The sequence below is a fragment of the Pseudomonas sp. MS646 genome, from assembly GCF_036693845.1.
GTDB classification, from domain to species: Bacteria; Pseudomonadota; Gammaproteobacteria; order Pseudomonadales; family Pseudomonadaceae; genus Aquipseudomonas; species Aquipseudomonas chlororaphis_E.
Window position 1 is genome coordinate 130,146 of record NZ_CP144763.1, and the last position, 12,751, is coordinate 142,896.

At 57.8% G+C, this 12,751-nt stretch carries 4 protein-coding genes, 2 tRNA genes and 4 rRNA genes; all 10 read left to right on the plus strand.

Annotated elements, in window-relative coordinates; genetic code table 11:
- Positions 1 to 122 precede the first annotated feature (122 nt).
- Positions 123 to 1,659: ribosomal RNA gene (locus V3H56_RS00605) — 16S ribosomal RNA — on the plus strand.
- An 82-nt stretch (positions 1,660 to 1,741) separates the two neighbouring features.
- Positions 1,742 to 1,818 (plus strand) — tRNA-Ile (locus V3H56_RS00610).
- Positions 1,819 to 1,848: 30 nt separating this feature from the next.
- Positions 1,849 to 1,924, plus strand: a tRNA-Ala gene (locus tag V3H56_RS00615).
- Between the two features lie 246 nt (positions 1,925 to 2,170).
- A 23S ribosomal RNA gene (locus tag V3H56_RS00620) occupies positions 2,171 to 5,062 on the plus strand.
- 137 nt (positions 5,063 to 5,199) lie between these two features.
- A 5S ribosomal RNA gene (rrf, locus tag V3H56_RS00625) occupies positions 5,200 to 5,315 on the plus strand.
- Positions 5,316 to 5,420: 105 nt separating this feature from the next.
- Positions 5,421 to 5,536 (plus strand): 5S ribosomal RNA (gene rrf / locus V3H56_RS00630).
- The 16S, 23S and 5S rRNA genes sit together here with 2 tRNA genes alongside, the layout of an rRNA operon.
- A gap of 183 nt (positions 5,537 to 5,719) precedes the next feature.
- Positions 5,720 to 6,355: a hypothetical protein gene (locus V3H56_RS00635; RefSeq protein WP_042728961.1), complete on the plus strand. Its 636-nt coding sequence runs from the start codon at positions 5,720 to 5,722 to the stop codon at positions 6,353 to 6,355.
- Positions 6,356 to 6,513: 158 nt separating this feature from the next.
- Entirely contained in the window at positions 6,514 to 8,019 is a 1,506-nt protein-coding gene (locus V3H56_RS00640; RefSeq protein ID WP_338474094.1) for a YdgA family protein, read from the plus strand.
- Positions 8,020 to 8,259: 240 nt separating this feature from the next.
- Positions 8,260 to 10,740: a poly-beta-1,6 N-acetyl-D-glucosamine export porin PgaA gene (gene pgaA / locus V3H56_RS00645; protein WP_123579719.1), complete on the plus strand. Its 2,481-nt coding sequence runs from the start codon at positions 8,260 to 8,262 to the stop codon at positions 10,738 to 10,740.
- A gap of 12 nt (positions 10,741 to 10,752) precedes the next feature.
- Positions 10,753 to 12,750 carry a poly-beta-1,6-N-acetyl-D-glucosamine N-deacetylase PgaB gene (gene pgaB / locus V3H56_RS00650; RefSeq protein WP_042728964.1) on the plus strand — a complete coding sequence of 666 codons (1,998 nt, stop codon included), beginning with the start codon at positions 10,753 to 10,755 and terminating at the stop codon, positions 12,748 to 12,750.
- Position 12,751 lies beyond the last annotated feature (1 nt).

Sequence of the window (12,751 nt, forward strand, 5' to 3'; positions counted from 1 at the left end):
TTGTGGAGTCAGACTGCTAGTCAACAGATTATCAGCATCACAAGTTACTCCGCGAGAAATCAAAGATGTAACCAACGATTGCTGAGCCAAGTTTAGGGTTTTCTCAAAACCCAAAGATGTTTGAACTGAAGAGTTTGATCATGGCTCAGATTGAACGCTGGCGGCAGGCCTAACACATGCAAGTCGAGCGGTAGAGAGGTGCTTGCACCTCTTGAGAGCGGCGGACGGGTGAGTAATGCCTAGGAATCTGCCTGGTAGTGGGGGATAACGTTCGGAAACGAACGCTAATACCGCATACGTCCTACGGGAGAAAGCAGGGGACCTTCGGGCCTTGCGCTATCAGATGAGCCTAGGTCGGATTAGCTAGTTGGTGAGGTAATGGCTCACCAAGGCGACGATCCGTAACTGGTCTGAGAGGATGATCAGTCACACTGGAACTGAGACACGGTCCAGACTCCTACGGGAGGCAGCAGTGGGGAATATTGGACAATGGGCGAAAGCCTGATCCAGCCATGCCGCGTGTGTGAAGAAGGTCTTCGGATTGTAAAGCACTTTAAGTTGGGAGGAAGGGTTGTAGATTAATACTCTGCAATTTTGACGTTACCGACAGAATAAGCACCGGCTAACTCTGTGCCAGCAGCCGCGGTAATACAGAGGGTGCAAGCGTTAATCGGAATTACTGGGCGTAAAGCGCGCGTAGGTGGTTCGTTAAGTTGGATGTGAAAGCCCCGGGCTCAACCTGGGAACTGCATTCAAAACTGTCGAGCTAGAGTATGGTAGAGGGTGGTGGAATTTCCTGTGTAGCGGTGAAATGCGTAGATATAGGAAGGAACACCAGTGGCGAAGGCGACCACCTGGACTGATACTGACACTGAGGTGCGAAAGCGTGGGGAGCAAACAGGATTAGATACCCTGGTAGTCCACGCCGTAAACGATGTCAACTAGCCGTTGGGAGCCTTGAGCTCTTAGTGGCGCAGCTAACGCATTAAGTTGACCGCCTGGGGAGTACGGCCGCAAGGTTAAAACTCAAATGAATTGACGGGGGCCCGCACAAGCGGTGGAGCATGTGGTTTAATTCGAAGCAACGCGAAGAACCTTACCAGGCCTTGACATCCAATGAACTTTCCAGAGATGGATTGGTGCCTTCGGGAGCATTGAGACAGGTGCTGCATGGCTGTCGTCAGCTCGTGTCGTGAGATGTTGGGTTAAGTCCCGTAACGAGCGCAACCCTTGTCCTTAGTTACCAGCACGTTATGGTGGGCACTCTAAGGAGACTGCCGGTGACAAACCGGAGGAAGGTGGGGATGACGTCAAGTCATCATGGCCCTTACGGCCTGGGCTACACACGTGCTACAATGGTCGGTACAGAGGGTTGCCAAGCCGCGAGGTGGAGCTAATCCCATAAAACCGATCGTAGTCCGGATCGCAGTCTGCAACTCGACTGCGTGAAGTCGGAATCGCTAGTAATCGCGAATCAGAATGTCGCGGTGAATACGTTCCCGGGCCTTGTACACACCGCCCGTCACACCATGGGAGTGGGTTGCACCAGAAGTAGCTAGTCTAACCTTCGGGGGGACGGTTACCACGGTGTGATTCATGACTGGGGTGAAGTCGTAACAAGGTAGCCGTAGGGGAACCTGCGGCTGGATCACCTCCTTAATCGACGACAGCAGCGACTCCATGAGCTCCCACACGAATTGCTTGATTCATTGAAGAAGACGATTAGAAGCAGCCCGAAATTGGGTCTGTAGCTCAGTTGGTTAGAGCGCACCCCTGATAAGGGTGAGGTCGGCAGTTCGAATCTGCCCAGACCCACCAATTTTGTGTGGGAAACGCCTGTAGAAATACGGGGCCATAGCTCAGCTGGGAGAGCGCCTGCCTTGCACGCAGGAGGTCAGCGGTTCGATCCCGCTTGGCTCCACCACTACTGCTTCTGAGACTGAAAGCTTAGAAATGAGCATTCCATCGACGCGATGGTGAATGTTGATTTCTGGTCTTTTGACTGGATCGTTCTTTAAAAATTTGGGTATGTGATAGAAAGATAGACTGAACGTTACTTTCACTGGTAACGGATCAGGCTAAGGTAAAATTTGTGAGCGTTCTTAATTGAACATGCAAATTTTCGGCGAATGTCGTCTTCACAGTATAACCAGATTGCTTGGGGTTATATGGTCAAGTGAAGAAGCGCATACGGTGGATGCCTTGGCAGTCAGAGGCGATGAAAGACGTGGTAGCCTGCGAAAAGCTTCGGGGAGTCGGCAAACAGACTGTGATCCGGAGATGTCTGAATGGGGGAACCCAGCCATCATAAGATGGTTATCTTGCACTGAATACATAGGTGCAAGAGGCGAACCAGGGGAACTGAAACATCTAAGTACCCTGAGGAAAAGAAATCAACCGAGATTCCCTTAGTAGTGGCGAGCGAACGGGGACTAGCCCTTAAGCTTCTTTGATTTTAGCGGAACGCTCTGGAAAGTGCGGCCATAGTGGGTGATAGCCCTGTACGCGAAAGGATCTTAGAAGTGAAATCGAGTAGGACGGAGCACGAGAAACTTTGTCTGAATATGGGGGGACCATCCTCCAAGGCTAAATACTACTGACTGACCGATAGTGAACTAGTACCGTGAGGGAAAGGCGAAAAGAACCCCGGAGAGGGGAGTGAAATAGATCCTGAAACCGTATGCGTACAAGCAGTGGGAGCAGACTTCGTTCTGTGACTGCGTACCTTTTGTATAATGGGTCAGCGACTTATTTTCAGTGGCGAGCTTAACCGAATAGGGGAGGCGTAGCGAAAGCGAGTCTTAATAGGGCGTCTAGTCGCTGGGAATAGACCCGAAACCGGGCGATCTATCCATGGGCAGGTTGAAGGTTAGGTAACACTGACTGGAGGACCGAACCGACTACCGTTGAAAAGTTAGCGGATGACCTGTGGATCGGAGTGAAAGGCTAATCAAGCTCGGAGATAGCTGGTTCTCCTCGAAAGCTATTTAGGTAGCGCCTCATGTATCACTGTAGGGGGTAGAGCACTGTTTCGGCTAGGGGGTCATCCCGACTTACCAAACCGATGCAAACTCCGAATACCTACAAGTGCCGAGCATGGGAGACACACGGCGGGTGCTAACGTCCGTCGTGAAAAGGGAAACAACCCAGACCGTCAGCTAAGGTCCCAAAGTTATGGTTAAGTGGGAAACGATGTGGGAAGGCTTAGACAGCTAGGAGGTTGGCTTAGAAGCAGCCACCCTTTAAAGAAAGCGTAATAGCTCACTAGTCGAGTCGGCCTGCGCGGAAGATGTAACGGGGCTCAAACCATACACCGAAGCTACGGGTATCACGTAAGTGATGCGGTAGAGGAGCGTTCTGTAAGCCTGTGAAGGTGAGTTGAGAAGCTTGCTGGAGGTATCAGAAGTGCGAATGCTGACATGAGTAACGACAATGGGTGTGAAAAACACCCACGCCGAAAGACCAAGGTTTCCTGCGCAACGTTAATCGACGCAGGGTTAGTCGGTCCCTAAGGCGAGGCTGAAAAGCGTAGTCGATGGAAAACAGGTTAATATTCCTGTACTTCTGGTTATTGCGATGGAGGGACGGAGAAGGCTAGGCCAGCTTGGCGTTGGTTGTCCAAGTTTAAGGTGGTAGGCTGAAATCTTAGGTAAATCCGGGGTTTCAAGGCCGAGAGCTGATGACGAGTTACCCTTTGGGTGACGAAGTGGTTGATGCCATGCTTCCAAGAAAAGCTTCTAAGCTTCAGGTAACCAGGAACCGTACCCCAAACCGACACAGGTGGTTGGGTAGAGAATACCAAGGCGCTTGAGAGAACTCGGGTGAAGGAACTAGGCAAAATGGCACCGTAACTTCGGGAGAAGGTGCGCCGGTGAGGGTGAAGCACTTGCTGCGTAAGCCCACGCCGGTCGAAGATACCAGGCCGCTGCGACTGTTTATTAAAAACACAGCACTCTGCAAACACGAAAGTGGACGTATAGGGTGTGACGCCTGCCCGGTGCCGGAAGGTTAATTGATGGGGTTAGCTAACGCGAAGCTCTTGATCGAAGCCCCGGTAAACGGCGGCCGTAACTATAACGGTCCTAAGGTAGCGAAATTCCTTGTCGGGTAAGTTCCGACCTGCACGAATGGCGTAACGATGGCGGCGCTGTCTCCACCCGAGACTCAGTGAAATTGAAATCGCTGTGAAGATGCAGTGTATCCGCGGCTAGACGGAAAGACCCCGTGAACCTTTACTATAGCTTTGCACTGGACTTTGAATTTGCTTGTGTAGGATAGGTGGGAGGCTTTGAAGCGTGGACGCCAGTCTGCGTGGAGCCATCCTTGAAATACCACCCTGGCAACTTTGAGGTTCTAACTCAGGTCCGTTATCCGGATCGAGGACAGTGTATGGTGGGTAGTTTGACTGGGGCGGTCTCCTCCTAAAGAGTAACGGAGGAGTACGAAGGTGCGCTCAGACCGGTCGGAAATCGGTCGTAGAGTATAAAGGCAAAAGCGCGCTTGACTGCGAGACAGACACGTCGAGCAGGTACGAAAGTAGGTCTTAGTGATCCGGTGGTTCTGTATGGAAGGGCCATCGCTCAACGGATAAAAGGTACTCCGGGGATAACAGGCTGATACCGCCCAAGAGTTCATATCGACGGCGGTGTTTGGCACCTCGATGTCGGCTCATCACATCCTGGGGCTGAAGCCGGTCCCAAGGGTATGGCTGTTCGCCATTTAAAGTGGTACGCGAGCTGGGTTTAGAACGTCGTGAGACAGTTCGGTCCCTATCTGCCGTGGACGTTTGAGATTTGAGAGGGGCTGCTCCTAGTACGAGAGGACCGGAGTGGACGAACCTCTGGTGTTCCGGTTGTCACGCCAGTGGCATTGCCGGGTAGCTATGTTCGGAAAAGATAACCGCTGAAAGCATCTAAGCGGGAAACTTGCCTCAAGATGAGATCTCACTGGAGCCTTGAGCTCCCTGAAGGGCCGTCGAAGACTACGACGTTGATAGGCAGGGTGTGTAAGCGCTGTGAGGCGTTGAGCTAACCTGTACTAATTGCCCGTGAGGCTTGACCATATAACACCCAAGCAATTTGCGCTTAGAAAGCCAGATTGCGGTGTGGTGAAGACGAAACAAACCGAAAGTTTGCGGCTCACACCCGATCACATACCCGATTTGCTGGAACGCTGAAAAGCGCGCTGGCTCAAGAATTTCTTGACGACCATAGAGCATTGGAACCACCTGATCCCATCCCGAACTCAGCAGTGAAACGATGCATCGCCGATGGTAGTGTGGGGTTTCCCCATGTGAGAGTAGGTCATCGTCAAGATTAAATTCCGAAACCCCAATTGCGAAAGCAGTTGGGGTTTTGTTTTAGTAGAAGTTATCGATTTTCTCCGGCTCGTTGTTGTTGAACGAGCGGGACACAGAATTTCTTGACGACCATAGAGCATTGGAACCACCTGATCCCATCCCGAACTCAGAAGTGAAACGATGCATCGCCGATGGTAGTGTGGGGTTTCCCCATGTGAGAGTAGGTCATCGTCAAGATTGAATTCCCAAAACCCCTGTCTGCTGACGCAGACAGGGGTTTTGTCGTTTTGGGCCGGTAATCGGATCAAGCGCTGATTGTCCGTGATGCCCCGGCAAACCCCGTTGCCGTTGCTATGCTGTGATAGTCGGGGTACCTCGAACCAAGGGCCCGCGACGTCACTGGTCATGGGGATTCCAATAATGAAAAACCCTTATGCTCCTGGCTTCTGGTGCGCGATTGCGGCGTTGTTGCTGCTCTCGGCCACCTACTTCTATGGCGTCATGCTCACTCACCAGATCGACAAGGCGCTGCTCTTCCTGGACAGCGCGGCGGCGTTGATCGGTGTGATCTCCATCGCAACCGTGGCCTGGGCATCCTTGCAAGGCCAACGCATCAAGAAAAAACACCTTGAGCAAGGCAAGACCCTGGTGCTGATCTGGGACACCAAGGTGGCGCTGCGGCGAGTGGAGACAGTGTTCGACCGATACTTCTGGGGCAGCTACTGGCAGCCGGGCCGCACTTTTCAGGAGGTCATGGGAGAGCTCACCGGCACTCCGCTGGAAAAGAGTCTCGAAGCCCTGAAGGTCCAATGCGCCGCCTTGGACAAGCAAGTCACCCAGGACGGTTGGCATTGGCTCAATAACGCACGTGAGCTGTGTGATGTCGCTAACGCCATGGCCCGGGAGCGCTACCAGCTGGATTTCTGCGACTCGCGGGCTGACTCATCTGGCGCCGCGGTGATCAACCGTGATTTCGAAGTGCTGGTCTACACATGGAGCGCCCGGCTCAAGACCTTCGACCATCAACTCGACGAAATTGAAGTCCAATATTCGTAGACCACCTCTCAAGAACAGGTTTTTACCCCTTTAAACATTGGGCCCGAAGGCCTGCGTGATGGTAATCTCCCCTCCACTTCACGGCGTCGAGCCACACCCCTTTGCGGGTCAGGGAAGACGACGGCTCTCTTCAACCATGGATATCAATCGGGTCACTCATGAATAAATCAGCAAGCGTACTTCTGGGTATCGTCGTGGCGGTCGGTGCGATCAGCGCGGGAGGCGCGTGGTACACCGGCACCAAGCTCGAAGGCGTGCTGCAAAAAGCGATTGTCGACAGCAACAAGCAAATGCAAACGGCCATGGCAGGCTCCAATAGCACCGCCGTCCTGGAGCTGGTTTCCATGGAACGTGGCACGTTCAGCAGCACCGCTCACTATCGTCTCAAGGGTGAGGGCGAGGTGTTTGGTGGTGAGCCGGTCGAGCTGCTGCTCGTCGACAAGATCGAACACGGTCCAATCCCGTTCTCGCGTCTGGTAACGCTCAAGTGGTTGCCAGTCATGGCCACCAGCCATACCGAGCTGGAGCCCAACCCGCTGACTGAAAAGTGGTTCGCTGCCACCCAGGGCAAGTCGCCGCTCAAGGGCGTGACCAACCTGGGTTATGACGAGTCCTTCAACGGCATCTATGAACTGTTGCCGCTGGACACCAAGCTGGATGAGAAAACCCAGCTGATCTTCTCTGGCCTGAAAATCGATATGGCCGCCAGTGCCCAAGGGCAGAAGGTCAAGGCTGACGGCTACATGGACAGCATCAAGCTGACCACGGTCAGCGAAGACCAGACACCGGTGCACGTCGAGGTAAACGGCCTGACGCTGGCCAGCAACCTGAGCAAAAGCACCTATGGTTACTACATGGGTGACAACACCGTGTTGCTGAGCAACATCAAGTCCACCTTTGGCGAGCCGAAGTCGGTGCTGGGCCTGAAAAACCTGGAGATGAAGAACAGCAGCTCCGAAAACGGCACCAGTGCATCCGGGCGCGCCGACTACAAGATCGGTGAGCTGTCGTACAACGACAAGACCATCGGTGCTGCGCAGATGGCTGTGAGCCTGAAGAACCTGGACATTCCGGCCACGATGTCGCTGATGCAGATCTACCAGACCAAGCTGCAACCCTACGAGAAAGCCGCCGCTGAAGCCGCTGCTGCCGGCGAGCCAACGCCTGAGTTGAACCTGACTGAAGCCGAGGAAGCGCAGGTCAAAGCCGATCTGGAGAAGATCCTGGCCGGCGCCCCGCAAATCGCTTTGGAGAACCTGTCGTTCAGTACCGCCAACGGTGAAAGCCGTGCGAGCCTGGTCGTCGACCTGGCCAAGCCGCAATCCATGGACCTGCCGCCTGATGAGCTGGGCCGCCAACTGCTCGCCCTGCTGGAGTTCAACCTCAAGGTGTCCAAGCCGATGCTGGCGGACCTGATCACTGTTCAGGCCCAGATGGAAGGCCAGACGGATGCCAAGATGATCGCCGACCAGGCCACCGCCACCAGCGATATGTTCAGTGCCATGGCTGTTGGCACGCAGCTGGCGACGCTTGATGGCAATGACGTGGTGACCAAGCTGCACTACGCCAACAATCAGGTTGATTTCAACGGTCAGAAGATGACAGTGGAGCAATTCACCGCGTTTGTGATGAATCAGATTGGCGGTGGCGTCTCGGTCCAGTAAACCGCCTCGCGCTGCATCCAGGCCGGCCCGTGCACTGCGCACGGGCCGGTTTTTTTTCGCCCGCGAAACCTTCGTTGAAATCTGTATCGATTCTGAAGAATTGTGGCGTTGCGAAAGATGACCGCTCGGACAGTGCAAAACTAAGCCCATTAGAGCTTGGCTGGATTCCTTTGATCCGGCTTCCTGTTTGATGGGCAAGGGGGCACTGCGACCCGGCTGGCCATGTAAGGATGCTGACGAATGCCGCGTACCGTGGGTCCCTTTATTCAACGTGGTTTACGCCCGCTGTTTCGCATGGCGCTGTGCGGTCAATTGTGCTGGCCGATGCTCGCGTTTGCCGACACGGCTTATGACCAGAAGGTGCTCGATGCCCGAGCGGGTCACTACACGCCCGCCTTGACCGTGTTGCGCCAGGTTCCGGCCGGCCAGGCCAGCGCCGGGCAAATCAGTGATCATCTGCAGATCGCCAGTTGGGCCGGCCTCGATGCCGAGGTGGTCGACGTCTATGAAACCCAAGGTCGTTATCGCGACCTGCCGGTCCAGGCACTGAGCGCAACGGCCCGCGCCTATCGCAATCTCAAACGCTGGGACGCGGCGGCGCAGGTGTATCGCCAGGCGTTGCGGATCGACCCACAGAACCCGGACCTGCAACTGGGCCTGGCCCTGACCCAGGCCGATGGCGGCAAACCCGATGAAGCCGTCAGCCGCGCCCGGGCTCTGGTCCAAGCGAAGCCAGCGGACCCGATGCGCCGAATGGCCCTGGGCTACGCCCTGACCCGGGCCAACAATCCCCACGAGGCGTTGTTCGAGTACGATCAGGCCTTCGCGCGCGCCGGCCACAACCCCGAAGTCGCCCGCGAATACATCGTCGCCCTGCAACGGGCGCGTTTGCCCGAGCCGGCGCTGCGCCTGGCCCGCCTGCAACCAGGGTTGATCGACCGGGGCATACAGCGCCGCCTGGAAGGCGATGTGGCGGCCGAACGGGTACGCCTGTCGGACATGACCAGCCGCGGCGAACAGGAACGCTTCGTCATTGCCGACCGCGCCCTGGCCGACTACGACAAGCTGCTAGCCACCTGGACCCCGGTGGCGGAGGCCCATGACGACGTGGTGCGTTGGCGGATCGACCGCATGGGCGCCCTCAATGCCCGTGCCCGCCGTGCTGAAGTCATTACCGAATACCAGAAGCTGCTCGCCGAAGGGGTGGGCATTCCGACTTATGCCCTGCGTTGGGTGGCCTCCTCGTACCTGGAGCAGCGGGAGCCGGAGATCGCCGTCGACCTGTACCGACGGATACTCGCGGCGCCGGATGCCGATCCGGCGGACCGCTTCGAAGACAGCACCGCGCTCTACTACGCGCTGCTGGAAAGTGAGCAGTCCGAAGAAGCCCGCGCCTTGGCCGAAGACATGGCCAAGTCCCAACGCCCGCGCATCGAGCTCAAGGGCTTACCGATCGGCAACCCCAACGACGAATGGATGGACGCCCAGCAGTTGGCTGCCCAGGCCGGAACCTACGGGGCTGATCTGCCCTCGGCCGAGACTCGCCTGGAAAACCTGGTCAGCCAGGGCCCCGGCAACACCGGCATGCGCCTGGCCCAGGCCGATCTGTACCAGGCCCGTGACTGGCCACGCCGTTCGGAAAGCCTTCTCAAGGAAATCGAGGCGACGATCCCGCGCAACCGTGACCTGGAAATTGCCCAGGCCCGTGCCGCGATGGATTTGCAGGAGTGGCGGCAGTTGGATGCGCTGACCGACGACGTGGTCGCGCGCTACCCCGAAAACGCCCACGTCAAACGCCTGCAACGCCAGCGCGAAGTGCATGACATGGCCGAGCTGCGTATCGAAGCCTACACCGGCAAGAGTTATGGCGGCGGCAACGGTGACGCGGGGGCCGTCACCGGTAGCCGGGACTTTGGTATCGAAACGCTGCTCTACAGCCCGCCGATCGACGAAGACTGGCGGCTGTTCGGCGGCACCGGCTACGCCACCGGTGATTTCGAGGAAGGCACCGGCCATCACCGCTGGCAACGCCTGGGCGTGGAGCGGCGCGCGCGTGACATGACGCTGGAAGCCGAGGTGTCCAACCACGACTACGGCTCCGGCGACAAACAGGGCGCGCGCCTGGCGATGGCCCTGGACGTCAATGATCATTGGCAGTACGGCGGCGGCCTGGACTACCTCTCGGCGAACACCCCGTTGCGAGCGCTCAACAGCGGCGTCCGGGCCAATGGCGGCAGTGGTTTCGTGCGTTGGCGGGCCAATGAAAGCCGCGAGTGGCGACTGACCGTCAGCCCGTCTCATTTCAGCGATGGCAATAACCGCCTCGAGACCCAGTTGACTGGTCGCGAGGGCCTCTACAGCGCGCCGCGCCTGCAAGTGGAACTGGGGCTGGAGGTGGCGGCCAGCCGCAACAGTGGTTCCAACGAAGTGCCCTACTTCAACCCCAAGTCGGACTTGAGCGTCATGCCGACGGTGCTCGCCAACCATGTGCTGTATCGCCGTTACGAAACCACCTGGAGCCAGCAATTTCAGGTCGGCGCGGGGGCCTACAGCCAGCGTGACTACAGCACCGCTGCCACGGGATTGCTCAGCTACGGCCAGCGTTTCATCTGGAACGACGTGGTCGAGGCCGGTGCCGCTCTGAGCTGGCTCAACCGCCCTTACGACGGCGATCGCGAAAGCGACCTGCGCCTGCTTGTCGACCTCACCTACCGCTTCTAGAAGAGTTTGAAGATGCCTGTCATTTCGCGATTCATCCTTCTGCTGGGGGTCTTGCTGATCAGCGCTTGTGCCCAGCAGGCCCCGGCCTTCACGCCGCCCGCGCAACGTCCCGTGGCCGCCAACGATGCGCCGTGGCCGAAGAACCACGTGCTCGGCATCGCTTACCACGACGTCGAGGACCTCGACCCGGACCAGGCCCTGGTGGCGGTGCGCACCGAGCGACTGATCGAGCAACTGGCCTGGCTGCGGGAAAACAACTACCAGCCGGTGACCGTGGACCAGATCATCACCGCTCGCAATGGTGGCCCTGAACTGCCGCCGCGTGCGGTACTGCTGAGTTTCGACGACGGTTACTCGAGTTTCTACACCCGCGTCATGCCCATTTTGCGCGCCTACAACTGGCCGGCGATCCTGGCCCCGGTCGGCAGCTGGGTCGACACACCGCTGGATCAACCGGTGGATTTCGCCGGGGTGCCGCGCAAGCGTTCCGAGTTCCTGACCTGGGAGCAGATTCGCGAAGTGTCGAAGTCGGGCCTGGTGGAAATCGCCGCCCACACCGACGCCAACCACAAGGGCGTACTCGCCAACCCGCAAGGCAACCAGCAACCGGCGGCGACCACCCGCCGCTACGATCCAGCCACCGGTCGCTATGAAACCGAGGCCGATTTCCAGGCGCGCTTGCGCAAGGACGTCGTGGCCATTTCCGAAAAAATCCGCAAGGTCACCGGCTATAGCCCACGGGTCTGGGTCTGGCCTTACGGGGAAGCCGACGGCACTGCGTTGCAGGTGATTGGCAGCGAGGGCTATCAGGTGGCCCTGACCCTGGAGGACGGACTCGACAGCCTCGATAACCTGATGAGCGGCCCGCGCTTTTTGGTGGCTTCCGACCCGGATGGCGCCCATTTCGCCGAGAGCGTGGTGTCCGTGCAGACGATGGACCCGATGCGCGTGGTCCATGTCGACCTCGATTACGTCTACGACCCGGACCCGGTGCAGCAGGAAGCCAACGTCGGCAAGTTGATCCAGCGCATTTCCGACTTGGGCGCCAACACGGTGTTCCTGCAGGCCTTCGCCGATCCGAAGGGCGACGGCCTGGTGCATTCGCTGTACTTCCCCAACCGTCACCTGCCGGTGCGGGCCGATCTGTTCGACCGGGTGGCCTGGCAACTGCGCACCCGGGCCAATGCCAAGGTCTACGCCTGGATGCCGGTGCTCAGTTTCGCCCTGGACGCGAAACTGCCGCGGGTGCAGCGTTGGAATCCTGAGACCGGCAAGACCGAGGTCGCTGCGGACCAGTACGTACGGTTGTCGCCGTTCGACCCGGCGGTGCGCAAAGTCATTGGCGAAATCTACGAAGACCTGGCGCGGATGAGCTCGTTGGATGGGGTCCTGTATCACGACGACGCGGTGTTCTCCGACTTCGAGGACGCCGGCCCCGCTGCGCTGAAAGTCTACGCGGCCAACGGCTTGCCGACGTCCATGGCGGCCCTGCGGGACGACCCGGCGACGATGCAGCGCTGGACTCGTTTCAAGAGCCGTTACCTGATCGACTTCACCCATGAACTCACCGCCAAGGTCCGGGCGATTCGAGGCCCGCAGGTTCTGACGGCGCGCAATATCTTTGCCGAGCCGATGCTCAACCCTTCGAGCGAAGCCTGGTTTGCCCAGAACCTCGACGACTTCCTCAATGCCTACGACTGGACGGCGCCGATGGCCATGCCGTTGATGGAAAAACAGACGCGCCAGCAATCCGGCCCCTGGCTGGAGCGCCTGGTCCAGACCGTCAAGTCCCGCCCCGGAGCCCTCAAGCGCACCGTGTTCGAATTGCAGGCGCGTGACTGGGACAGCCAGCCGGTGGCCGACATCGACGGCGAACTGCTCGCCGACTGGATGGGGCGCCTCAAGCGCCAGGGCGTGACTAGTTTCGGCTACTACCCGGACAACTTCATCGAAGACCAGCCCGCTGTGAAAACCGTGCGGCCGGCGCTCTCCAACAAGTGGAATCCTTGAC

Bases quoted from the DNA above. Each gene is read 5' to 3' on its own strand.
- pgaB (WP_042728964.1), top strand. From the start codon at position 10,753: ATGCCTGTCATTTCGCGATTCATCCTTCTGCTGGGGGTCTTGCTGATC.
- V3H56_RS00635 (WP_042728961.1), top strand. From the start codon at position 5,720: ATGAAAAACCCTTATGCTCCTGGCTTCTGGTGCGCGATTGCGGCGTTG.
- pgaA (WP_123579719.1), top strand. From the start codon at position 8,260: ATGCCGCGTACCGTGGGTCCCTTTATTCAACGTGGTTTACGCCCGCTG.
- V3H56_RS00640 (WP_338474094.1), top strand. From the start codon at position 6,514: ATGAATAAATCAGCAAGCGTACTTCTGGGTATCGTCGTGGCGGTCGGT.